The sequence below is a fragment of the Bacillus sp. OxB-1 genome (genome assembly GCF_000829195.1).
Taxonomy (GTDB): domain Bacteria; phylum Bacillota; class Bacilli; order Bacillales_A; family Planococcaceae; genus Sporosarcina.
The window spans coordinates 1,536,884-1,561,002 of sequence record NZ_AP013294.1; the positions used below are offsets into that span (position 1 = coordinate 1,536,884).

A 24,119-nucleotide genomic window follows, 5' to 3' on the forward strand; every position below is an offset into this window, starting at 1 on the left:
AACTTGAAGGAGGTGCTTTTCTCATGCCACAAAAACCATTGATCATCGTCCCCGTCACACTGTATCCCGCATCAAATGACAGCCTACCGGCCGTTTCTTCCAAGTCCCCCGGCTCATGTACCGTCCATTTCGGTCATGCCGAAGTCACCTTCCAGAATGGTGTGGAGGATCGCCTCATCCAGACCGTCATAAGGGAGCTGATCAACCGATGAGGCAGGACTACACCCAAGTCCAAAATATCTATATCATTTGCGGGAAGACCGATATGCGAAAAGGGATTGATGGATTGGCTACACTGATCCAAGATTCCTTCGAGCTGGATCCCTATAGCGATTCCATCTTCCTGTTCGCCGGTTGGAAGAAGGACCGATACAAATGTCTGTATTTCGACGGCGACGGCTTCGCGATGCTGTATAAGCGGCTGGACAGCGGAAAGCTTCAATGGCCAAGAAATGAACAGGAAGTAAAGAATCTGACCCAGCAGGAGCTTCGCTGGCTGCTCGAAGGTTTGTCCATTCAACAGCCGAAAGCGATTCAGCCATCGCTGAAAGGCGCGTTCTAATATTCATCTTTCATCCGCTCCTCGAACCCGTTATAATAGAAGAAATAAAACGGAACGGAAAGTGGTGAGCGATATGGCAAACGAATCTTCAACCGAAAAGGTCATTCAATTATTGGAGGAGCAATTGGCCGTTTCGAATCAGCAGAACCAAAAGCTCAGCCGCCAGATTGAATCGCTCACCCAACAAGTGCAGAATCTGACCAAGCTTTTGTACGGATCCAAGACGGAGAAATCCAAATACAATGCGCCCGACGGGCAAGGATCCCTGTTTGAGGATGATTCGTCTTTTCCTGACTCTGAGCACACAGAGGAACAAAGCCAACAGACGATTTCCTACACTGTTGTCCGGAAAGCCCAACGGAAAAAGCGGAATGATATTCTGCGGGAAGACATCGAAACGGAAGTCATCCATCATCATCCGGAACACACCGAATGCGCCTGCTGCCATCGTCAAATGACGGAGATCGGTGGGACCATCGTGCGGGAAGAAGCCCTATTCATCCCGGCGACAATGAAAAAAGTACAGCATATGGAACACGCCTATGAATGTATCCACTGTAAAAACGATGTATCCCTACCTGCACAAATCGTCCGCGGCAAGGCGCCTCAGCCGGCCATTCAACGGAGCATCGCAGGTCCCAGCGTATTGGCCAAAGCCATCTACGATAAATTCATCCAATACCTGCCCCTTTACCGGCAGGTAAAGGAATGGGAACGCTACGGACTGATGACCAACGACAAGAACCTGTCCAATTGGGTGATCTCCGTAGCGGATAAATGGTTGTCGCCTATATACGAGCGGATGAAAGATCTGTTGACGTGCAAAAACGTTCTTCATGTCGATGAAACATACGCTCAAGTCATTCTCAGGTCGGATGGGAAATCTGGTCAGTCGAAAGCCTATAATTGGGTGTGTCGGACTGTACCGAGTCAAGGACCTGTCATGGTCCTTTTTCAGAGTTCCCTATCTCGTTCTCGTGAAGTGCTCAAAAACTTCATTCAGGGATACAAAGGGACCATCATTTGTGATGGTTATTCTGCTTATGGCAATCTGGAAGGTATTACATTCTCCCACTGTTGGGCACACGTGCGCCGGTATTGGCTCAAGGCCGACAGCAAGAATGGCCGAATGGGCGTGGAGTATTGCGACCGCCTTTATCATCTGGAGCGGAAGTTCAGGAATTTGCCTCCGGGCAAACGACGAAAGGCGCGGAACAAGCACTCCAAACCAATTGTCGAGGAATTCCTTCAGTGGGTAGAGCAATCTCCTTTCTATGGGAAAAGTGCGCTTGCGACAGCAGCGGAGTATACACTGAACCGGGCGGAAGGGCTACGGGCATTCCTGAAGGACGGCCGGCTCGAGATCGACAACAATCCCGCTGAGAATGCCATCCGACCGAACGTCATCGGACGTAAAAATTGGTTATTCTCCGTGAGTGAAGCGGGTGCGCAAGCAAACGCCGTCTGTCTATCCCTTGCTGAAACAGCTAAGGTCCATGGGATTGATTTTTACTCCTATCTCCAGAAGCTATTTACCGAACTGCCGAATTTGAACTTCCAGCAGGACCCCGACCTGTTGGACAAATATTTGCCCTGGTCTAAGAACATCCGCCTTTCCTGCGGAAGAAAATAGCCCTGCATTCGTAAAAAACTCGAATGCCAGGGCTATTTGTGCAGCTGTGCGCCTTCATGGGCGTTTTTTATATTACGGGCTTACGATGCGAATGCCTGCGAGAAACTAATTAATGGAATATAAAAAAGCCCTGCAGATTTTTCCGCAGAGCCATTCCTCAAAGAACTCGAACTTAAATTGAAATTCGATGAAGGGAAAGTTTATATTGTTTAGGAGCTTGTACTTCCAAATAGAACACACCGTCATAATACTCCATATTGGACTTTCGGCCAGGTATGGTACCTACTCTTTCAATTTTCTTCCCATCCACTGTCATACGGAAAAGCGTTTGTGTAGCGTCAAATGTATTATTCACAAAGTAAATATGCTTGGAGCCAATGAATGAAGATGAGGTTTCTACATTGGAGATACGCTTTACATTTTTCCCGCTGTAATCCATCCGATACAGATGTCTACTTAAGTCTTTATCATTTTTATGAATGACCGAATAGATATAGCCGTCTCTCACTATGATTGAATCAATGTTATTAACATTTTTAACTAACAAAACTTCTTTTCGAGGGCTGCCAATTTTGATTTTCGCCAAATTGAATGTGACATCCATGTCATAAGGGTCATTACTCACAGGGAGAGTGTAGGTGAAGTAGAGCCATCCATTATGGACAGTATACTCTTGGACATACCCCTTTGGCTTGTAAAGTAATTTATTGCCTTTTCCATTAACACCCATTTGATAGAAACCCTTATCTGTGTTGTAGTAAATGAAATTGCCATGAACTTGGAAGGTACTGCCAGTCACTTCCGGGTATTGTTTAATGACTTTGCCGTCCAAGGAAAGCTGTTGTAGCAATCCTTCGTCTTCATTAAATACAATAAAGGAATTTTCGTGAATCGTGATATTGCTATAGCTGCCTTTTTTAATGAGTCTGTATTGTTTTAAGTTTTTACTCATTTTGTATATGCCGGGAGCTTGGTTCTCCAGAGACCCTGTATTTACATAGTAAGTATCCCCGCTTTTGACAGCAAAGCTCCGTGACTGATAATGATCCCCCTTCAAATCCAAACTTGCATTATTCGCTTTTGCTTCAATGAAGCTAGGAAATAGTAGGCTAATAGATAGTAATAATGCTAACACTGCCGCCCATCGTTTCATTTCTGCATTCCTCCTGCAATAATAGTTTTTCTGATTTCAACATATCACTGACTAGGTAGATTGTCGATGTTCAAATAGATTCCTATAGTCAAATGAAAGTGGGGAGTGTCTCTGCTATAAGACCTAATAGAGGTCCTAATTGGAGGTGAAAATTAAAGTGTATATAAGAGAGTGATGATGTCACCCTACTTATATCAATTTCAATAATATATTTATATACAACAATTTTTTGTTGATAAAAAAAATTGTTGACTTACATATTAAAACAATGATAAGATTCTAAATATTAAGGCTACAAAGCAAGGAGGGATTAAAAAGGTACGTGATATTTACGCCAATCGAATTGAAACACTAACTTTCATAATGTAAACCTGCAAATGATGTCGAAAGGAGGAAGTATATACAAAAAGGAAAGGTCACTAAAGATTTCTCAATATTCCGTCAGGATTTTGGAGATTTTTTTAAAAAAATAGACTTAAATAAAGGGGGAGTAAAATGCGAAAAGAAAAAAAGAGACCAAATAATGAAATTGGAAATAAAAATTTTTTCCAAAGGAGTTTGGACAAAATAGAGAAGTATGGTAATAAGCTGCCCGATATTATCACGATATTCGTAATAATTACAGTTGGCATCTTATTAGCATCTTTTATAGCTGGAACCTTAGGTTGGAAAGCGGTAAATCCTGCTGATAATGAAGTTATTACTGTTTCAAATCTTCTAAACAAAGAAGGAATTGTCAGGATATTGACAGGGTTAGTTGGGAACTTTATGAGCTTTCCTCCCTTGGGAATGGTTTTAGTTGCAATGCTCGGCGTAGGATTAGCCGAATCAACAGGTCTTGTATCAGCCTTAATGAGAAAAACCGTATTAAGTGCACCCCAGTTCCTTATTTTACCTATAATAGCGCTAGTCGGTATTGTAGGGAATGCCGCAGCAGATGCGGCATTTGTTGTATTGCCTCCAATTGCAGCAATGCTATTTCTAGCTATTAATAAACACCCTATTGCAGGTTTAGTAGCCGGATATGCAGCCGTGGCCGCAGGGTTTAGTGCAAACTTGCTGCTAAATGTTTTAGATGTAACATTGGCTGGGTTTACACAATCGGCATCTGAAATGGTAGATCCGGACTTCATTGCTTCACCTGCTATGAATTATTATTTTAGCATCGTTTCTACCTTTGTACTTATCCCTGTTGTTGTATTCGTTTCCAAAAAAATTGTAGAGCCACGATTAGGAACCTATACGGGAGAATTTAGGGGGGAAGCCGAACAGCTGACTAAAGATGAAACACGCGGGCTTAAGTGGGCTGGAGTTACATTTCTGGTTTTTGTGATCACTTTATTAGTGTTGGTAATTCCTGAAAACGCTTTATTACGAGATCCAGAAACCGGCTCTATTATGCAATCGCCTTTTATGTCTTCACTCATACCATTAATTCTTTTGGCATTCTTTTTACCGGCTCTAGCTTACGGTATTGCTTCAAAAACTATTAAATCGGATAAAGATGTAGCTAATCACCTTACAACCACTATATCCGGTATGTCTTATTATATTTTACTTTCCTTTGTTGCGGCACAAATGATTGCCTACTTTAGCTGGAGTAACTTAGGACCAGTAATAGCAATTAAAGGTGCTAATTTCTTGAAAGATATTGGTCTAGTAGGTTTACCACTTTTACTAGGCTTTATCATATTAGCGGCCTTAATCAACCTTATGATTGCCAGTTCAACTGCTAAGTGGGCTATCTTAGCGCCTGTATTCGTGCCTATGTTCATGTATCTGGGATACAATCCCGCCTATACACAAATGGCATATAGGATTGGGGATTCCATAACGAATACAATTACACCAATGTTGGCCTATTTTGCAATTCTGCTCATGCTTGCCCAAAAGTATGATAAGAACATAAAAATTGGAACTTTAATCTCCACTCTTTTACCTTATACAATATTTTTTGGAATAGTCTGGTCTGCATTTTTTGCGGTATGGTACTTGCTGGGTCTCCCGCTTGGACCTGGGTACGGAGTTCATCTGAAGTAGTGGATAATCCAAACGTGCATTGGACTCTCCTAATTTGAAATTAAGAGAGTCCAATAGTATAAATTAGTCTATCTCGGGAGAAAGCCACTCAATTAATTTTTAACTCCAGTCTAGTAATTCCTTTGCCTTTTCTCTTGGTTTTTTCTAGAATAATTTTTCCCACTTCGCTCGTTTGTCTTACATGCGTACCGCCACATGGCTGTTCGTCAATATCGCCGATAGAGACAAACCGAATCTCTTGGACTGAGTTTGGTATGAGATTCACAATTGTTTTAACTGACTCTGATAAATTCACTACACTTTCTCTAGGGAGGATTCTTGAAGAAATCGTATAGTTAGATTGCGCTTCTTCGTTAGCTTCTTGAATAGCTGAAGCGATTTCTTCCTCACTTAAGCTACTAATTTCAGTCAGATCTATCCGTGCTTTGTCTAGATAAATCTGATTACCAGTGCAAAGTGAATTATATTTTCGATGGAAAACTGCTCCCACGATATGAAGCATAGAATGGTGACGCATAAATTCATACCTTCGATCCCAATCAATTGTGATTTTCGCAGGTCCTACTGTTAATCCCTCAGGCTGTTCAATATAGTGGACAATTTTTCCGTTTTCTTTTTTAACCTTGTGTATGTTGTACAGCCTGTCAGCTTGCTTCAGTGTTCCAGTATCATGTTCTTGTCCGCCCCCTGTGGGATAAAAGATAGTTTCATCCAATTCGATTCTATCGGCTTCAATGTTGATGACATGAACGTTGCGTTGCGTTAAGTAACTGTCTGTTAAAAACAACTCTTTTGTCATGATTGCACTTCCTTTGTAAAGAATATTTGATATTAATGAAAGAGTTCAAGTTATTTGAACACCACTTTCTTATTATACAAAAAATTTTATAGTTTGAAACAATTTGTTGACTCATGTAATTTATCAGAATAAAATAAAAATAAGTTTCTAATGGAGGTCATCACTTGTTAATTAAAGATAGAATTAAACAGCTTGGAATTCAGTGGCCCGAACAACCGCCTCAAGCAATGGCGAACTACCTGACTGTGAGAAGAAGTGGAAATCTATTATACACTTCAGGATCAGGCTCATTTCTAAATGGCAAACCCCTTCACGTAGGAAAAGTAGGCAAGGAGATTACAATGGAAGAAGCATATGAGGCTGCTAAAATAACAGCGATCAACTTGCTATGCATGTTAGAAAATGAGGTCGGCTCTTTAGATAAAATTAGAGTTATTAAATTGCTCGGATTTGTTAATAGCGCAGATGATTTTTTTGACCAACCGGGGGTCATAAACGGAGCATCTGACATTTTGGTTGAGATATTAGGGGAAAAAGGAAAACACGCTCGTTCTGCCATTGGAACAAGTATATTGCCTTTCAATATTCCGGTGGAAATAGAAATGATTGCAGAAATAGTAGAATAGGAGGAAGTTGAAATGTACATTACTTTAAATCAAATTCAACAAGCAAAAGCAAACTTGGCAGGGGTGATTATTTCTACTCCGCTTCAAACTTCGAATACGTTTTCAAACCTAACAGGAAGCGAGATTTACTTGAAACCGGAGAACTTGCAAAAAACCGGCTCCTTTAAAATTAGAGGTGCTTATAATAAAATTGCTAATCTGACAGATGAAGAGAAAGTAAACGGCGTAGTTGCTTTTTCAGCAGGAAACCATGGCGCCGGGACAGCATATGCTGCTCAGAAATTAGGGATTAGTGCAACGGTAATTATGCCGGAGAATCCAGTGGCCAGCAAAAAGAATGCGATTGAGCAATATGGCGCAAGAGCAATTGAATACGGCGCTACATCAATTGAAATGTTTGACAAGGCATATCAGTTACATAAAGAAGAGGGAAGAGCAATGATCCACCCATTTGATGATCCTTTTATCATTGCGGGTCAAGGGACGCTCGGTCTGGAGATAGTAGAAGAATTGCCCGATGTCGATGCTGTTATTATTCCCGTCAGCGGCGGGGGGTTAATTTCAGGGATGGCTGCCGCATTAAAGGAGCTTAAACCTACTATACAAGTGATCGGTGTCAACACTGAGGGTGCAACGGCCATGTATACATCTTTGAGAAATGGCAAGCCAACCGAAGTGGAGAAGGTAAACACGATAGCTGATGGCTTGATGGCAAAGAAACCTGGGGAGTTAACGTTTGCTCATACCCAACGCTATGTAGATGATCTCATTTTAGTTAAAGAAAGCGAAATAGCCAATAGCGTAGCTTTGCTTGCAGAACGGGCTAAGCTTGTGGTAGAACCATCCGGTGCTGCAGCAATCGCTGCGATGCTGAGCGGACAATTGGAGCTATCAGGAAAAAAGGTAGTCGTAATGGCTAGTGGGGGCAATATAAGTTTCGAGCTGTATCAAAAGCTTATACGGGAATATAACGAAAGAAATTATGAAAAGAGTGAGGTGATAAAATGAATTATAAGTTGAAAAATATTCGAATTATAACGTGTAATGGTGAAGATATTATTAATAATGGCGAATTGCTTTTCAATGAATCTGGTATTGTGGAAGCGGGCCAGTCTATACAATCCCAAGATTCTGCAACCATTGAAATTGATGGGACAGGAATGACTGTTTTGCCTGGATTAATTGATTCACATGTTCATTTGGGAATGGATGCCTCGCCAGATCCCTTTGCAAAGATGAAAGACGACAGTATGGCAGATATTGCTTTTAAGGCTGTTCAGCAAGGGTATGAATTTTTGAAATCAGGAATAACTTCAGTTCGCAATCTAGGTACGCGTTATAATGTAGATATCACCTATAGAGATGCTGTGAACGAAAACCTGATCACTGGCCCTCGTGTGTTTGCTGCTGGTCAACCGATTGTGATGACTGGAGGACATGGCCATGTCATGGCAATCGAGGCGGACGGATGTGATGAAGTGAGAAAAGCAGCACGTACGCAGCTGAAGGCGGGTGCTGACTTGCTTAAAGTAATGGCGACAGGTGGAGTTCTTACAAAAGGGAATGAGCCAGGAGCCGCGCAATTGTCAGAGGAAGAGATACGGTGTGTTTGTCAGGAAGCGGAGCAACTGGCTAAAACAACGGCCGCACATACAATTGGCACAGAAGGGATAAAAAATGCAGTCAGGGCTGGCGTTACTACGATAGAACATGCCTATTTACTTGATGAGGAAGCAGTGGAGTTAATGCTCGAAAAAGGGACTTACCTAGTTCCGACGCTACTTGCACCTAGACTTATATTAGATAAGACGGGTGCTGTCCCCCAGCACATGATAGATAAGGTAAAGAAGATTATCGAAGAACATAAAACCAGCTTTCGGCTTGCGTATCGAGCAGGTGTACCGATAGCGGCTGGAACGGACGCGGGTACTCCGTTTAATTATCCCGGATTAATGGTGGATGAACTTAAACTAATGGTGGAAGAAGGAATGTCACCAATAGAAGCAATTAGGGCGGCTACCATTGTTGCAGCAAAGGCGGTCAAGATGGAAGGTCTTATAGGTTCAATTGAACAAGGAAAGGCTGCCGATCTTCTAATCGTTTCTGGTGATCCGACAGAAAACATGGACGTTTTAAAGAACGTTAACTATGTCTTTGCAAATGGTCGCCTAGTACATCAAGTAAGCGAAAGTATAAAAATAGCACAGGAGATTTGACTATGGAAGTAGAGATAATTAAAACTGATATCCATCCCTTATTAAAAAGTTATATTCCAGTAGCGGAAGGGATCGCCAAAACGTTTGGTGATTTCTGTGAAGTGGTGTTGCACGACTTTACCGATGTTTCATCCTCAATAGTGGCAATATTCAATGGCAGCGTAACAAGCAGAGGAATTGGTTCGCCAGTTACAAACCTTGGCTTGGAGATCCTTCGTAAAGGCGAAGATGGTGAAAACATGCTTATCAATTATGCTAATACTTTAATCAACCAAAAGAAAGTTAAATCCAGCTCTATTTTAATTCGTGACCCAGAGAATGAGGTAATAGGCTGTATTTGTATTAATCTTGATTTGACTTATTTGGATATGAGCAAAAAAGTATTGGAGGGCGTAATGTCCACTATTTCTGAAAAGGAAAAGAAGGAAGAGTTTTCACCTTCTATAAATGATCTGGAAGACCAGATAATTAACGAAGCCATCTCTAAAGTGGGTAAGCCTATACCGCTAATGCAAAAAGAAGATCGCGAAATTTTCATTTCCTATCTAGATGAGAAAGGGTTGTTCTTAATCAAAGGAGCAGTCCAAAAGGTTGCAAACATGATGAATATATCCAAGTTCACGCTTTATAATTATATAGATAAATCAAATTAAGAGACGAGGGGGTTGATTTATCATGAAGGAACGTTTCCCCATAGAGTATGTCCGTTCAAAATTCCCGGCGGTAGATAGAAATGATGAACAGCTTATTTACTTTGATGGACCAGGTGGAACCCAAATGGTAAAGTATGCATCTGAAAAAATGTTTAATTACATTTCAAACGGTATGGCTAATCTTCATGGTACCTTTTTAACAAGTGTTAGAACAGAAGAAATCATTGAGGAAACAAGAAATTCAGTCTCCGATCTTTTAGCCTGCAGCCCAACCGAAGTTGCTTTTGGAGCAAATATGACTTCGCTTGCTTTCTCCATATCCCGGTCTTTAGGATTCGTTCTTGAAGAGGAAGATGAAATTGTTGTAACTGAAATTGATCATCGAGCAAATGTCGATCCTTGGATTCACCTTGCGCGTGAAAAGGGAGCAAAAGTCAAATTTATTGAGGTTAGTTCACAAACCTATTCGCTTAATCTAGATGATTTGGATAATGTAATTACAGAGAAAACTAAATTAGTTGCAGTAAGTCTGTCTTCCAATGTGACTGGGACGGTTACTGATATCAATATAATTGCAAAAAGAGCTAAAGAAGTTGGTGCTTTATTGATAGTAGATGCGGTTCATGCTGTTCCGCATATGGCAATTGATTTTAAGCAATTGAAGTGTGATATTCTATTTTGTTCGGCATACAAATTCTTTGGCCCTCATCTCGGTATAGCGGTTATTAAAGAGGATCTCTTTGAAAAATTGCCCGTATTTAAGTTGGAGCCTGCCCCTACAGAGATCCCTTGGAAATTAGAAACGGGAACACAGAATCATGAAGGTATTGCCGGATTAAGCGGAGCCATAAATTTTATTGAGCAACTTGGTAAAGGAGCAACGAGGCGTCAGCGGTTAATTAGCGGTATTGAAGAGATCGACACTTATGAAATATCACTCGCTGGTACGCTTGAGAATTTTTTGAAGGATATTCCTGACATACAACTTTACCGCTCGCCAGATCATATCAAGAAAACCTCAACCATTGCATTTACGATAAAAAATCAAAACTCAAGAAATGTAACTAAATGGTTTGCTGAACATTACAACGTGTGTGTCGCCGATGGTGATTTTTATGCTTCAACAATGGCGGAAAAGTTGGGTGTATATCCATTGGGAGGATGGGTTCGAGTAGGGTTTGCACCTTACAACACGATTGAAGAGGTTGAGCTATTTAAAGAAGGCATGACTAAGTTCATTGAATCGCGGAAATTAATGGTCTGGCAATAAGATTACGATTGTTAACAAGTGACAGAAATACAGGAGATAATGTCCTAAAAATATGAGGACTGACCTAAATTGAAACAGCGACCCCTCCAGAAGGATTGGTCGCCTTTTTAGCACAGAAACAGCTTTCTTCCAGTGGCAGATAGAGAGACGAGTCTGTATAGGGATGCCACCAGAAGCCCAATATCCTTTTGACTTGTTCAGGACATGATTCCAACCCCATCAAATTCCTACTGCAAAGCATGGAAGAATCCTCCCCAATCATATGGATTCCATTTCTGGAAAGGAACGGTAAGCGGCTTTACTTCGGTCTATTATAAAGATAAACTTTATCGGCTAATTTGTGAAAAGGGTGGTTCTGACGAGAAGCGACCCTGTAATCAATTATCGGATGGAGGGCTTTTTCTCTTTCCGGCGGATCCATTGATTTTCGTAAGCCTGTAATATAAAAAACACGCCCAAGGAAGGCGTACAGCATAAATAGCCCTTGCGTTCGATTTCTTTACGAATGCAGGGCTATTTTCTTTCCCGTGAAAGACGGATGTTCCTGGACTGCGGGAAATAGTCGTCCAATAGAAACATGCTAAACTCCTTCCAAACTCCGTCCGACTGACCAATTTAGTTTTTCGTTCACTTTTTAGTTTACAACTATAATAAACTTCTTTATGATAGAGTAGTATACTAATATAATTTTAAATCATGATTAGGGATTGCCTAAAGTGAGGTTTATTAAGATGAAAAACATTTTCAACATCGTGAAAATTGATTTTCGGAATATCTCAAGGAACAAGGCCGCATTGATTGTCATCGCTGCGGTCGCTTTTTTGCCCTCGCTGTACGCGTGGCTGAATATTCTCGCTTCCTGGGACCCTTATTCCAACACGAAAGGCGTCAATGTCGCGGTTGTAAGCGAGGACCTGGGGACGGAAGTGCAAGGGCAGAAATTCAACGTCGGTGATGAAGTGATTGTCTCGTTGACAAAGAATGATAATTTAGGATGGCAGTTCGTTCCGAAAGAGGATGCGATTAAAGGGGTCCGGCATGGAGATTATTATGCCGCTATCATTATTCCGGAAGATTTTTCGGAAAAATTGAGTAGCGTAACGACGGAAGAAATCACGAAGCCCCAACTAGAATACTATATCAATGAAAAAATCAATGCCATTTCTCCGAAAGTGGCGAAGTCGGGTGCTTCTGCGGTCATGGAAAACATCCAAAGCTCCTTTGTGGAAGAGACGAACAAAACCGTTTTGGAAATATTCAATTCGCTTGGGCTCGAACTGGAAAATAACATGGGCAATATCGATAAGCTCCGGGATACGATTTATCAGTTGGAGGCAGGCATGCCGGAGATTTATGCGCAGCTGCAACTCGCCGACCAAGGCTTGGATCTTGCAGAGAAATCAATCGACAGAGTGGGGGACACGCTCGATGAAGCGGATGTCGTCCATTCGAAGGCTAAAAAACTCAACGGGCAATTGCTTGATCGGTTGAAGGAGAGCGAGCAGGCAGCAGATAGGGCGGTCGCGGGAATCGAGGAAAATTTGCGGGAGGCCCAGACAGTATTCCGGAACATTCCGCAGTTTACGAGCGAGGCGGCGGGGAAAGGAGCGGACCTGGATCGGCTCATTTCTTCACTGGAAGACAAGCAAGTGAAGCTCGATGATACATCCGACCGTCTGCAGACAATATATGACTTCCTAAAAAAACAAGATAAAAACTTGAAAGACTCGACTAAGATTGACGGGGTGCAAAAGTCGCTGGATGAAAACGCGGCGGACCTCCAGCAACTGAAATCGAATTTGCAATCGATGATCCAGGATTTGGAACGGGGAGAGCATCCCGCTGTGGAGCTTGTCCAACAGTCGCAAGAGCTTTCCGATAGATTGTCGGAAAATGCGGGGCAACTACAGAAGAATTATGAAACCGTCGTCCGTCCGCAAGTCGGGAAGCTGATTGAGCAACTGACGGACCTCTCAACTGGGATGGCTGGTCGGTTGGATCAAGTTGGCAAAGTGAATGGAATCGCGTTGGAAGCCGTGAAGCGTCTAAACGATAAACGGGATTCCATCGATTGGAGTTCCAAGAAGGAAGAAATCGACCGCATGGCGGGGCAGGTGAATAACAGCCTGAACAGAGTGGAAACGATTGTCAAGCTGTTGGAAGTTGCCGGGAAAGTTACGAGCAGCGACCGTCTTGCCAGCATGGAAGAGAAGATCAAATCGCTGCAAAGTTCTTTGGAGAAAACGAACGAAATCTTAACTACCATTCAAAAGGCGATTGAAAATGGAGAGAATCCGAGCTTAAATTTGCTGGATGATTTACAACAGCAACTCGAATCGTCCCATTCCAAAATCGAGGAACTGAAGAAGAAGTTCGGCGTGGACGGCAAGCTCGCTCTGGAGCAAGCAGCGAAACGACTAGAAGATATTGACAAGGATATGCGCCAGAAATACGAGGAGCTGCAACAGTCAAAAGCGACTGTGGACGGCAAGCTGGAGTCCTTGTTGGATTCCGCCCAAAATCCTGTTAGGACAATCGGTGCCTTGGAAAAAGTTGTGGACCGGGTCGACCGTGGTTTGAGTACGGTTGATTCCATCCAAGGGGGGCTACGGGATATCCAGGAGTTTGTCGACTCGGACACGATTTCCGACCAGGTGGAGCGGATTAAAGTCTTGCAGGCAGACTTGCAAAAAGCGAACGCCTCAATCGACGATGTCATTGGCCGCATAGAAGAGGCGAAAGTGAACGGCAAAAAGCGGCTGGACGACATCGACCACCTGGCGGAAAGGATGGATCGGTCCCTCGAAGATATGATTACTTTTGTAAGTGGCGACTTTGCCCGCCAGTATAAAACGGTCATGCGGGACGCCACGAAGGCCTTGTATGACGTATCGGACGTGTTGGACGATGTGAACGCCAAAATCCCGAAAGTGCAGGATGCCCTTCAAAAGGTGGCGAAAGGGGTCGACGAAGGGAAAGAAAAACTCGCAATGGCGAATGAAATTTTCCCAGAAGCGAATGAAACGGTCAATACACTGGCCAAAAAAATACGGAGATTGGAAGAGGACGGGGATCTCGACAAGCTGCTCCATGTGCTCAACACGGATCCGACGGGCGTCAGCGATTTCCTAGCATCCCCTGTCGTGTTGGATGAACACGCCTTGTACCCGATTCCGAACTACGGATCCGCCATGAACCCGTTCTATACGACGCTTTCCTTATGGGTCGGGGCCCTATTGCTCGTCTCCACGCTCAAAGTGGATATCGATGAGAAGAGGTTGTACAAGAGCTATGAAATATACGCGGGCCGTCTGATCACGTTCATGGGTCTCGGTATGGTGCAAGCCTTAATCGTGACGGTCGGCAACTTATTCATCATGCATACGTATGTCGTCAACAAGCTGCCATATGTCCTGTTTGGCGTATTGATCAGCGCTGTTTTCGTCTCCATTGTTTATACACTTGTCTCCGTATTCGGAAATACAGGGAAAGTGCTGGCTATCATTCTCATGGTCATGCAGCTCGGAGGATCGGGCGGGACCTTCCCGATCCAGATGGCGCCGCCGTTCTTCCAAAGTATCCATGCGTTTCTCCCGTTCACGCACGCCATCACCCTATTAAGGGAAGCAATCGGCGGCATCATTTGGGAAATCGCTTGGAAGCAAATTCTCTACTTGTTTATCTATTTCCTGCTCGCCCTTATCGCGGGAGTCGGCTTGAAGAAGTTCTTCAATAAGTCGAGTGACAAATTCATGGAGAAGGCGAAGGAAAGCAAGATTGTGATTTGAGTGTGGAGGATACCTGCTTTCTGTGCGAGCCCGATCGTTTCTAGTTAACTAAAGATGGAGGTGAGTGGATGGACCGGAAAGATGAAATTGCACAAGCCGCCGAAAAATCGTTTTCCCTGTTCGGCTACAAAGCGACAACAATGGACCAAATCGCTAAGATCGCGAACGTCGGGAAAGGGACGATCTACACATTCTTTTCTAATAAGGAAGAACTGTTCCAAACCATTGTATGGCAGATGGTAGAAGAGATGAAACACGCCTCCGACCAATGCGCCGTGGAGGGCGCCTCCTTTGAAGAAAAGGCTCACGCCCGGATTATGGAACTACTCAAATTCCGGGAGACTCATAAATTGTATATAAAACTGATTGAAGAAGAAAACGAGCTTCGCACACTCGCCGTCAGCGAGATGCTGCAATCGGTGGAGAAAGAGATCCTCCGATTCATCCAAACCAAAATTGAACGCGGCATTGTTAGTGGGGAGCTTAAGCCTTGCGACAGCAAATTGGTCGCGTTCTTGCTCTACAAATCCTACATGGCACTAGTCATCGACTGGAATAAAACCCACAATCGTCAGTTGGGAGAAGAGGAGATCGCGCAGCTATTAAGCCAGACGGTATTCTCGGGCTTGATGGGGACGTTATGCAACTAGCGTTAGGTGCTGCACCCGGACAATTACCTAGAAACAAGAAAAATCCCTTCAGGCAAGGAGCCTAAGGGATTTTTTCATTACTTAGGAAATTATAAAATTCGGGCATGTGGATAACCTTCAAAATTAGGTTTGTTTACGTCCAGCTCCGGGCGCTAGAGGCTCGGGGTCATAAGCCAAAGCTGCTCTGTGGCAAAAAGCGCCACGCCGCATCTTCGTCTTATGCCTGTCGCCTCTGAGCAAGCGCCCTGCGCTTTTGTTCTGAACTGGTCAATTCCTAGCCAATCCTTTTTTCAGCAAATCAATTTCTGTCACATAGTTTTGCAAGGACTCTTCGAAGGTTAGTTCCAATGCGAAGTTTTGGATGAGATTTTGTAGCGTGACAGAATCGATGATTTTAAGAACATGATACAATTCCCGTTCCTCTGTAATGTTCAGTTTGTTTTGGTCAATATAGCGTATCATTTCGGGCCGTCGATTGATGAATTTTTCTAAGTCCTCATTATTAGTCATGGATTTCACTATTTTATGATTCATATTCAAGAAAGCATTTTCTATAAATACCCGATGCTCTTGGTTTTGAAAGGCTTGCAACATGAACTGATATATCTGAATCGTTGCCTCGAATAAATCTCCGTCATTTTCTTGTAAAAGGGAAATGTACTTCGCCTCGTTTTGTTCGGTGTATTTTTCCAAGAGATAGAAGAATAGATCTTCTTTATCCTCAAAGTACTGATAGAAGCTTCCCCGGGCGATGCCCGCATGTTTGACGATATTGGAAATGGTGGCTTCATGCAAGGGAGCTCTGGAAAACTCAATCATCGCAGCATCGATTAACATTTCTTGCTTATCTATAGGTAAATTAAAAAAAGTTTGCTTAGGCATGTGTACCCTCCTAGCTATTCACAAGTGACAACTTGTCATATTTAAGTGTAGCCCCATCATAGATAATAAGTGGGGACAAGTCAACATAGGCTGTGACAGAGCGTCCTGCACCGGCCGGGTTTAATTAGGATAAAAAAGAACTTTCGTACATGAATGGAAATGGAACTATATAGAACGAACAAATGATGTGTTCTTGTTAACTCTAGCTACTTGGAGTGGAAAGCGTCCGCCTGGAACGGAAAGCAACGGGTTGTTGGTTGCGTCCATTTCTTAAGTTCGTTCTGTATAGTCTATTAAAGTGAAAGATTTATGACACACTGCCCATTATGGATTGACATATGACAAGGCGTCACTTATGATGGGTCCATGTCAAATTGTGACACGTTGTCATTTTTAGAAAGAAGAGGGTGGATAGTAGGATAAACAATCGATTCCCCTTATTGCTTTCAAAATGGCGTAGATACCAGAATAGATAACGGCTAACGTCCATTTTGCCTTTGGTCTAGCATTAATACACTTGGTCCAATCTATCAGACTCCCGCCCTAGAAGTAGCTACAACGAAAGTTTGTTGTTTTGTTTGCCCAGCGATTGTAAGATGATGGAAGAAGAATAGAGTGTTTCGATTGCTGATCCGCAATATAGCCGGGAGGAGAAGGAAAAAGGAGTAGTAGTTTTGAATTTTGTCATAGGATAATAGGAATAGGATCTCGTGAGTTGCTATAATGAAAAAGATGTAGAATGCCATGGGATCTGGAAGGGTTTGATGGCGTAATTAAAGGCACGAATGCAATCGAACAAATGTCCATGCGAAGAGGTGCTAGAAATAGCCGTGGCCCCTATTCAGCTGCGCGCAAATTTCAAAGGGGGATTCAAGTTAAAGATGAGAAGGAAGAATACTAGAAAAATAGCAGGTCTTCTGTCTGGTGTAGCCGTTATGGCTATCATGGCTGGATGTAGCAAGGGGGAGGCCTCGGGGGAAGAAGTGACCGTGGCAAAAGAAATACCGGTCGAAGTCGCAGAAGTTTCATACGGTTCCCTAAGTGATAGCAATCGATTAACCGGTACCATCATCCCGGAAACAGAAGTGGATGTCGTGCCTAAAGCTCCCGGAGAAATCAAGCAGATCATGGTGCAAAAGGGAGATATCGTGAAAGTCGGCGATGTTTTGGCTAGGCTGGATGATTCAGCTGAACGGAATGCGGTTCAGCAACAACAGGTTGCTTTAAAACAAGCGCAAAGCGGTTTGAAGAGTGCTCAAAGCGGATTGAGTAATGCGCAGAGCGGAAAGTCGAAAGCGGCGAAAAGTTATGAACAAGCGCAAGCCTCTGTGAGACAAGTGGAGGCATCCTTGGCCGAAGCACGTAAATCTTTGAATGATAACTTGGATAATATCGAATTCCAAATCAAGAATGCAAAACTTGCATGGGATCAAGCGAAACAAAACGTGGAACGGATGGAAGTTTTACTAGCTGAGGGTCTCATTTCCCAGCAAAATTACGACGATGCCAGCAATGGTGAGCAAAATGCAAGAAATGCGTATGAACAAGTGCAGTTAAATAAAAGCCAAGTGGACAGCAGTATCAGTTTACAATCATTGGAGGCTTCTCTAGACCAGTCTAAAATCGGAGCCAGCATCGCGCAATCATCGATCCAAGATGCGGATATTGGAATTAGACAAGCCCAAGCCGCGGTGGAGCAAGCTCAGGCTTCGGTGGAGCAAGCGCAGCTGGCGGTCGATTCGGCTCGTGAACGTTTGGCGGATAAAGTTATTGTTGCAACGGCCTCCGGTGAAATTACACAGGTATCGGGTGAAGTAGGGGCCATGGCGTCAGGCCAGCAACCATTCGCATCCATCGTGTCGATCGATAAGGTGAAAGTGAGTGTTAATATTTTGCCAGACCAATTGTCCGCTTTTAAACAGGGTACGACGCTTGAGGTGGAAGTGAACGGATTGAAAGAAGCATTTACAGGAACCGTCACCTATGTTTCGACAGTGGGGACAGGCTCCGGTTTGTTTGCAGTGGAAGCAGAAATCGACAACCCGAATCACGTCATTCGCCCTGGCATGGTCGCCACCATCGTAGTGGATGAAATCTTGGCGTCCAATACGACACTTGTGCCGACGAACGCAGTGATCCAGAAGGAAGGGGAATCGGTCGTCTTTACGGTCGTTGATGGAAAGTCGGTCCTGAAAGAAGTGGAAGTCATTCGGTATGGCACCGATACAACCGCCGTAGCCGGTGATTTAACTGAAAGCGAAGAAGTGGTAGTTAAAGGTCAAAACCTCCTGAATGATGGAGATTCCGTGAAAATCATGAAGGAGGACTAACCGTTGAAACTGATTAAAGGTTCAATAAATCGTCCTGTCGGCGTCATCATGGTTGTCGTGCTGGCGTTGGTCTTGGGCGTAATCTCAGTGAGAAACTTAGCGGTGGATTTATTTCCGAAAATGGATTTGCCCATTGCGGTTGTTGTTACAAGCTATCCAGGTGCCGCCTCGCAGGAAATTGAAGAATTGGTTAGTAAACCGATAGAATCTGCTGTTGGGACACTGGAAGGGATCGATACGATCCAATCCATTTCACAGCCAAATTCATCGATGGTGATTTTGCAGTTTGATTATGGAACGGATATTAAAACAACCTTGAATGATATGAGGGAGAAGCTGGATCCTGTTCGGGCCCAATTGCCGGAGGATGCGAATTCGCCATTGGTCATGCGTCTCGATCCTCAAGCGATCCCTATCCAGACAATCAGTTTAACCGGTGCAGACTTAAGCGAATTACAAGTCATCGCTGAAAATGAAATCCAACCGGAATTTGAGCGGGCGCCTGGAATTGCATCCGCCAATATTACAGGTGGTCTGAAAAGAGAAATCCAGGTCAATCTGGACATTGGCAAGATGCAAAATTTCGGGCTTTCGGGTCCCCAAGTCGCCCAAGCATTAGGAGCGGAAAACCGTTCCATTTCGGCAGGGACCGTTGAGCGGGGCGGCGAAGACGTTCAAGTGCGGATTGATGGGGAGTATACTTCCGTCCAAGATATTATGAACACCCAAATCGGCTTAGCCGGCGGGGAAACGATAAAAGTGAGCGATGTCGCCGAGGTCATTGATACATTTGAAGACCAGACGACAATCTCCCGAGTGAATGGGGAAGATACGCTGACATTCTCCATTATGAAACAATCGGATGCCAATACAATCAGTGCCGCCGATGAGATCAATCGGATCATTGATAAGTTGAATCCGAAGTTGGCGGAACGCGGTTTGAAACTGACAACGACAATAGATACGTCCACGTTCATTTCCCAATCGATCAATTCGGTCATGGTGAATATGGTTGTCGGATTTGCGCTGGCGATGATTGTCTTGCAGCTGTTCTTGCGCAGTCTTCGGACGACGTTAGTTATCGGACTGACCATGCCGTTATCCCTTCTCACGACTTTTACCCTCATGTATCTGACGGGGGAAAGCATTAACACCATCTCGATGGGTGGATTGGCTATCGGGATTGGATTAATGATTGACAGTGCGATCGTTATTCTTGAGAACATCTTCAAGAAGCGGACGGAAGGACTGCCGATCAAAGAAGCGGCAATAGTGGGAGCTACTGAATTAGCGCCTTCGGTTATTGCGGCGACATTAACGACGGCGGCGATTTTCGTACCGATGCTATTCATCAGCGGACTTGCCGCGCAGATGATACGCCCGCTAGCCTTGACCGTTGTCTTTGCCGTATCGGCAGCATTGATTGGTGCCATCACATTCCTTCCCATGATCTCTTCCAAATTTCTTGGAAACGTATCCGCCTCTTTTGAGGAACAGGGGAGCAAAGGCTGGTTCAATAAACTACTGAACAAGCTTACCAATAGTTATGTGAAATTACTGGAAAAAGCGTTAAGAGCCCGAAAAAGGACCATCGGTATCGTGCTGGCTACTGTAGTGGGAAGCTTGCTTCTTATTCCGTTTATCGGATTTGTGTTAATGCCGTCATCTGACGGAGGAGAAATGCAAATCAATGTGGAATTGCAGCCAGGTACACAGCTGGCGAAAACCGAGGAAACGGTTCAAGATATCAGTGAACGCCTTGCCAAATACGACGATATTATCGAGATGACGACCGTGACGATCGGCGGCAGCTCGATGGGCATTGGGGGAGGAAGTTCGGAATATGCGAGTTTTGCCATTAAGTTTGTCAAAGCAAGTGAACGGGATTTATCGACAATAGAGCTGGTCGGAGAAGTCGATAAATTACTGGACGATATTCCGGGTGCAAAGATCACTGTACAAGAAAATGACCAGGGGATGAGTACGGGATCTCCGATTCAAGTTGAAATCTCAGGTGATGACCTCGACATCTTAAGCGATTTATCGCAACAGGTCGTTTGGATCCTTCAAGACATCGACGGTACGCTCAACATCGAAAGTACGACTGGGGAAGGCCGTCCGGAAGTTCAAATCATTGTCAACCGGGAAGTGGCCAGCCAGTATGGGCTATCCTATCAACAGGTCATGAACGGCGTCAGCATGGCTTTCAGTGGACAGGTCGCCACAAAGTATAAAGAAGATGGCGATGAGTTTGACGTTCGAGTAGCCTTCCCGAAAGAAAGCACACAAACGATTCGTGATTTGGAAACCTTCGTCATACAAAACAGTCAAGGGGTGCATGTCCCGATCACAGCTGTCGCTGAACTGAAGCAAGTTCAAGGTCCGACTGAAATCAATCGGAAGAACCAAAAACGACAAGTGAATGTCACGAGTGATGTAATCGGCCGCTCCGCAGTGGAAGTCTCCCAAGACCTGAATGCGCAGTTGAACCAACTTGCACTGCCGGAAGGGTATGAAGTAAGCACGGGCGGTGAAGCGGAAGAGATTGCTAAAGAATTTACATCTCTTGGTATCGCACTAGTACTCGGAATCATACTCGTGTATATGGTGATGGCCTTCCAATTCGAATCATTCACCCACCCATTTGTCATCATGTTCTCTTTACCGACGATGATAATCGGGGCCATATTCGGATTGTTTGTCACCAATATCCCATTAAGCGTAACGGCCATGATGGGGATTATCATGTTGGCCGCCATCGTATTGAATAACGGGATCATCCTCGTCGACTACACGAATATTTTGCGGTCGAGAGGAATGGACCGAACCGAAGCGCTCATTGAATCAGGACGCAGCCGTCTCCGTCCGATCCTGATGACATCTGTTTCAACCATCTTCACAATGATACCGGTAGCCCTCGCATTTGGTGAGGGAGCGGAAGCGAACCAACCTATGGCAGTAGTCGTGGTGTTCGGTCTAGCCGCTTCGACGGTACTGACCCTCGTCTTCGTGCCTGTTATGTATGTAGTCATCGATAACTTGGCGGAAAAGACCAAGAATCTATTTAGCGGGAAAAAATCGAAGAAGCTTGAAGAGGAAGTTGTTGTTGAGGGGGGAAGTGAGTGATCGGTATTGGTCACCAAGAAGATCTTGTAGACAAAGAGTCTGCAAGATCTTTTTTTATTGGGGTAAGGCATGGAGTTGGCCGAGGAGGATATGTCTGTTCCGCGGGGGTTCCCGGCGAGCGCTCATAACTTTCTGCAAACGCCCATTAAAATGGATACGCGCTCATAACTCTGGGGTAACGCCCATAAGTCCCGAATAGCGATCATACTCCTCGGGAAGCGCTCATAACTATCGTAATCCGCTTATATTTCTCAAGAAGCGCTCATAACTCAATCATCATCTTTAGATAGGCTATCCTTTGTTGGATAAGAAAATTATAAACAACCTCCGAACCTGCGTAATGCGGTCCGGAGGTTGTTTGTTAATTTAACCCAGCCAACACCCTTGACGGCATTGGAGATATACTGCTGCATGAGTGAGTTTGCGTTAAATATTCTAAGACTGATTAGCAAGGGAACTTCTTAAAACTAGACCGGAGGCACCTTCCTCCACATCCCTAACAAACTCCTTGATAAACTCAAAATAAGCATCCGCATCATCCCACATGGCAAGATGGCTGCCGTTCGGGCAGATGGCGACACGGGAATTCGGGATTCTCCTGCCCATTTCTTCTTTATCTTCCACCGCCATCGTATCGTATTTCGCTCCGAGCAGAAGTGTCGGTACGTTGATTTGGTGCAGGTCATCCCAGCGGTCCCAATCTTTGAACGTGCCGGTGACGACGAATTCATTCGGCCCTTGCATCGTGTTGTACACTTGCGGGTTGATGTTGGAGAGGCCGCGTACAACGCCGTCCGGCCAAGGGTCCAAGCGGCAAATATGTTTCGAGTATAGATGCTCATGGAGCAGCTTTTCATACTCCGGGTTTTGATAATCCTCTTTTTCCTCGTACTTCTCCAGCTGTTTGATGATTTCTACAGGCAACGCATTCCGGAGCTCATTGATTTTTTTGACGTAGGACGGGATGCTGGCGGTCATGTTGGAGATGATTAATCCTTTCAGATGCTGTTGATATTTCAGTGCATATTCAATTGCCAGAAATCCACCCCATGAGGAACCGAACAGATAAAATTGCTCCAATCCAAGTGCTTTCCGAACCTCTTCCACCTCCTCACGGAAACGTTCGATTGTCCATAAGGAAGGATCATCAGGCTGATCAGAATGGTAGGAACCTAACTGGTCATAAAAATAGATCTCGATCCCGGCGTCCGGCAAATAGTCTTGGAACGACTCCAAATACTCATGGGTGCTTCCTGGTCCACCGTGCAATAGTAGGATTTTAATGGGGCTGTCTCCTACTTTTCGCGTCCATACGTGGTATCCGCCGGTGATTGGAATGATCTTTGTACTTCCTGTCATTTCAATTCCTCCTCTTCTTTTTCAAGTTATTCATTGAATCAAAGGTGGCATCCCCGCCAACTTCGGCATGCGGAAACGTGCAATGACTTCCAAATCAGACCCTGGATTCGGTTTGCAGCATTGGCATAATTGGACATCCCCCGCAACAGACATGAGCAAATAAGCATCCACCAATGATAAACCCCATTTTTTAGCGAGCAACGTCTGCATATCCTCGCAAGCGATCTGGATGGCGCGATCGGTGCTCGCGTTTGAAGCAACTGTGTACCAACTGTCCTTCGTTTCCACCATCGGCCGAGGAATTGTTTGTCCGCTGATCGTTGTGAGTGTTGTTTCGACTGAAGCGGCGATTTCCACTCCTGTTCCGCAAATCTCGCCATCTCCCATGGACGCATGAATATCGCCGAGACCGAATAAGGCTCCTTCAACGTTCACCGGCAAGTAGACGGTCGTCCCTTTTGTGATGACATGGTTGTCCAGATTACCTCCATGGTCCCCGGGGTACATATTATCGATCCCCTCACCAGCCGGCGCACATCCGATGACACCGATCATTGGCTTCGCCTCAAAGCTGATCTCTTCGTTGAAGTGCACGATTTTGTGATCTTCCACTTTGACGATCTTCGTTTTCGGATCTACTGTGTGGACGAGAATGCCGATGTCGGGCAATGTGCTGATGACTCCCCAGTCTCGTACTTGGATGTCATGGATATCGACTTTTAAAATATTACCGGGCTGTGCACCTTTGACATAGACGGGTCCTGTTGCTGGGTTAACCGCCGAAAAGTCGATTGACGTGATGAGCTGGTCTTCGGATTGAATTTGATCGCTGAAACAGTCGAATGTATTGAAAAGCACATTTTCCCCGGATTCGATTGTCAAAGCAGGCGTATTGTCCTTGTCGAACTTGTAGACGGATTGCTCTTTTTGAAGCACGTGCATATGATGAGGCCCCCTTTTTAATAGGTATTTCAGTTGTTGAGGTTAAATTTAGAGTACGCAAAATGGAAAGTCAATAAAGCTTAAAGAATT

18 protein-coding genes are annotated in these 24,119 nt (G+C 44.3%); 13 read left to right on the forward strand and 5 right to left on the reverse strand.

What is annotated here, in order from left to right; translation table 11 throughout:
* Positions 1–23 precede the first annotated feature (23 nt).
* The 3 genes from OXB_RS07730 (at position 24) to tnpC (ending at position 2,195) form a co-directional block, all read left to right on the forward strand.
* Positions 24–212: a hypothetical protein gene (locus OXB_RS07730; RefSeq protein ID WP_041073215.1), complete on the forward strand. Its 189-nt coding sequence runs from the start codon at positions 24–26 to the stop codon at positions 210–212.
* Positions 209–562: an IS66 family insertion sequence element accessory protein TnpB gene (gene tnpB, locus OXB_RS07735; protein WP_041072164.1), complete on the forward strand. Its 354-nt coding sequence runs from the start codon at positions 209–211 to the stop codon at positions 560–562. The genes OXB_RS07730 and tnpB overlap by 4 nt, the downstream gene beginning before the upstream one ends.
* A 73-nt stretch (positions 563–635) precedes the next feature.
* Complete coding sequence (tnpC, locus tag OXB_RS07740; RefSeq protein ID WP_041073217.1) at positions 636–2,195, forward strand: IS66 family transposase; 1,560 nt, start codon at positions 636–638, stop codon at positions 2,193–2,195.
* A gap of 172 nt (positions 2,196–2,367) precedes the next feature.
* Here the strand turns inward: tnpC and OXB_RS07745 are convergent, their stop codons facing one another.
* Positions 2,368–3,348 (reverse strand): DUF5050 domain-containing protein, encoded by a 981-nt coding sequence (locus OXB_RS07745; protein ID WP_041073218.1) that lies wholly within the window; start codon positions 3,346–3,348, stop codon positions 2,368–2,370.
* A gap of 495 nt (positions 3,349–3,843) precedes the next feature.
* Here OXB_RS07745 and OXB_RS07750 point away from each other — a divergent pair, with 495 nt between their 5' ends.
* Positions 3,844–5,388: an AbgT family transporter gene (locus tag OXB_RS07750; RefSeq protein WP_041073219.1), complete on the forward strand. Its 1,545-nt coding sequence runs from the start codon at positions 3,844–3,846 to the stop codon at positions 5,386–5,388.
* An 88-nt stretch (positions 5,389–5,476) separates the two neighbouring features.
* Here OXB_RS07750 and OXB_RS07755 read toward each other — a convergent pair whose 3' ends face one another.
* On the reverse strand, positions 5,477–6,187 hold the full coding sequence (locus OXB_RS07755; RefSeq protein WP_041073221.1) for an alanyl-tRNA editing protein: 711 nt from the start codon (positions 6,185–6,187) through the stop codon (positions 5,477–5,479).
* Positions 6,188–6,357: 170 nt separating this feature from the next.
* Here OXB_RS07755 and OXB_RS07760 point away from each other — a divergent pair, with 170 nt between their 5' ends.
* The 7 genes from OXB_RS07760 (at position 6,358) to OXB_RS07790 (ending at position 15,390) form a co-directional block, all read left to right on the forward strand.
* Positions 6,358–6,813 carry a RidA family protein gene (locus OXB_RS07760; RefSeq protein ID WP_052484175.1) on the forward strand — a complete coding sequence of 152 codons (456 nt, stop codon included), beginning with the start codon at positions 6,358–6,360 and terminating at the stop codon, positions 6,811–6,813.
* A 12-nt stretch (positions 6,814–6,825) separates the two neighbouring features.
* Entirely contained in the window at positions 6,826–7,821 is a 996-nt protein-coding gene (gene ilvA, locus OXB_RS07765) for a threonine ammonia-lyase (protein ID WP_041073224.1), read from the forward strand.
* A complete protein-coding gene (locus tag OXB_RS07770; RefSeq protein ID WP_041073226.1) occupies positions 7,818–9,029 on the forward strand; it encodes a metal-dependent hydrolase family protein in 1,212 nt (403 codons plus the stop codon). The genes ilvA and OXB_RS07770 overlap by 4 nt, the downstream gene beginning before the upstream one ends.
* Before the next feature lie 2 nt (positions 9,030–9,031).
* Positions 9,032–9,682 carry a helix-turn-helix transcriptional regulator gene (locus OXB_RS07775; RefSeq protein WP_041073227.1) on the forward strand — a complete coding sequence of 217 codons (651 nt, stop codon included), beginning with the start codon at positions 9,032–9,034 and terminating at the stop codon, positions 9,680–9,682.
* 22 nt (positions 9,683–9,704) lie between these two features.
* Positions 9,705–10,952: a cysteine desulfurase-like protein gene (locus OXB_RS07780; RefSeq protein ID WP_041073229.1), complete on the forward strand. Its 1,248-nt coding sequence runs from the start codon at positions 9,705–9,707 to the stop codon at positions 10,950–10,952.
* A 731-nt stretch (positions 10,953–11,683) separates the two neighbouring features.
* Positions 11,684–14,740, forward strand: coding sequence for a YhgE/Pip domain-containing protein (locus OXB_RS17915; RefSeq protein WP_052483910.1), 3,057 nt, complete (start codon positions 11,684–11,686; stop codon positions 14,738–14,740).
* 68 nt (positions 14,741–14,808) lie between these two features.
* The gene (locus OXB_RS07790; protein WP_041073231.1) at positions 14,809–15,390 is read left to right on the forward strand and encodes a TetR/AcrR family transcriptional regulator; all 582 of its coding nucleotides are present in this window, start codon (positions 14,809–14,811) and stop codon (positions 15,388–15,390) included.
* Between the two features lie 267 nt (positions 15,391–15,657).
* Here the strand turns inward: OXB_RS07790 and OXB_RS07795 are convergent, their stop codons facing one another.
* Entirely contained in the window at positions 15,658–16,272 is a 615-nt protein-coding gene (locus OXB_RS07795; RefSeq protein ID WP_041073233.1) for a TetR/AcrR family transcriptional regulator, read from the reverse strand.
* Between the two features lie 881 nt (positions 16,273–17,153).
* Here OXB_RS07795 and OXB_RS07800 point away from each other — a divergent pair.
* Together OXB_RS07800 and OXB_RS07805 are read left to right on the forward strand one after the other, a co-directional pair.
* Positions 17,154–18,602, forward strand: a complete 1,449-nt coding sequence (locus OXB_RS07800) for an efflux RND transporter periplasmic adaptor subunit (RefSeq protein WP_041073235.1) — start codon at positions 17,154–17,156, stop codon at positions 18,600–18,602.
* Positions 18,603–18,605: 3 nt separating this feature from the next.
* A complete protein-coding gene (locus OXB_RS07805; RefSeq protein ID WP_041073237.1) occupies positions 18,606–21,728 on the forward strand; it encodes an efflux RND transporter permease subunit in 3,123 nt (1,040 codons plus the stop codon).
* A gap of 435 nt (positions 21,729–22,163) precedes the next feature.
* Here the strand turns inward: OXB_RS07805 and OXB_RS07810 are convergent, their stop codons facing one another.
* Both OXB_RS07810 and OXB_RS07815 read right to left on the reverse strand, forming a co-directional pair.
* The gene (locus OXB_RS07810) at positions 22,164–23,087 is read right to left on the reverse strand and encodes a proline iminopeptidase-family hydrolase (protein WP_052483911.1); all 924 of its coding nucleotides are present in this window, start codon (positions 23,085–23,087) and stop codon (positions 22,164–22,166) included.
* A 30-nt stretch (positions 23,088–23,117) separates the two neighbouring features.
* A complete protein-coding gene (locus tag OXB_RS07815) occupies positions 23,118–24,029 on the reverse strand; it encodes an acetamidase/formamidase family protein (protein ID WP_041073240.1) in 912 nt (303 codons plus the stop codon).
* Positions 24,030–24,119: the final 90 nt, after the last annotated feature.

Bases quoted from the DNA above. Each gene is read 5' to 3' on its own strand.
- OXB_RS07770 (WP_041073226.1), top strand. From the start codon at position 7,818: ATGAATTATAAGTTGAAAAATATTCGAATTATAACGTGTAATGGTGAA.
- OXB_RS07755 (WP_041073221.1), bottom strand. From the start codon at position 6,187: ATGACAAAAGAGTTGTTTTTAACAGACAGTTACTTAACGCAACGCAAC.
- tnpC (WP_041073217.1), top strand. From the start codon at position 636: ATGGCAAACGAATCTTCAACCGAAAAGGTCATTCAATTATTGGAGGAG.
- tnpB (WP_041072164.1), top strand. From the start codon at position 209: ATGAGGCAGGACTACACCCAAGTCCAAAATATCTATATCATTTGCGGG.
- OXB_RS07800 (WP_041073235.1), top strand. From the start codon at position 17,154: ATGAGAAGGAAGAATACTAGAAAAATAGCAGGTCTTCTGTCTGGTGTA.
- OXB_RS07810 (WP_052483911.1), bottom strand. From the start codon at position 23,087: ATGACAGGAAGTACAAAGATCATTCCAATCACCGGCGGATACCACGTA.
- OXB_RS07730 (WP_041073215.1), top strand. From the start codon at position 24: ATGCCACAAAAACCATTGATCATCGTCCCCGTCACACTGTATCCCGCA.
- OXB_RS07790 (WP_041073231.1), top strand. From the start codon at position 14,809: ATGGACCGGAAAGATGAAATTGCACAAGCCGCCGAAAAATCGTTTTCC.
- ilvA (WP_041073224.1), top strand. From the start codon at position 6,826: ATGTACATTACTTTAAATCAAATTCAACAAGCAAAAGCAAACTTGGCA.
- OXB_RS07775 (WP_041073227.1), top strand. From the start codon at position 9,032: ATGGAAGTAGAGATAATTAAAACTGATATCCATCCCTTATTAAAAAGT.
- OXB_RS07795 (WP_041073233.1), bottom strand. From the start codon at position 16,272: ATGCCTAAGCAAACTTTTTTTAATTTACCTATAGATAAGCAAGAAATG.
- OXB_RS07780 (WP_041073229.1), top strand. From the start codon at position 9,705: ATGAAGGAACGTTTCCCCATAGAGTATGTCCGTTCAAAATTCCCGGCG.
- OXB_RS07745 (WP_041073218.1), bottom strand. From the start codon at position 3,348: ATGAAACGATGGGCGGCAGTGTTAGCATTATTACTATCTATTAGCCTA.
- OXB_RS07815 (WP_041073240.1), bottom strand. From the start codon at position 24,029: ATGCACGTGCTTCAAAAAGAGCAATCCGTCTACAAGTTCGACAAGGAC.
- OXB_RS17915 (WP_052483910.1), top strand. From the start codon at position 11,684: ATGAAAAACATTTTCAACATCGTGAAAATTGATTTTCGGAATATCTCA.
- OXB_RS07750 (WP_041073219.1), top strand. From the start codon at position 3,844: ATGCGAAAAGAAAAAAAGAGACCAAATAATGAAATTGGAAATAAAAAT.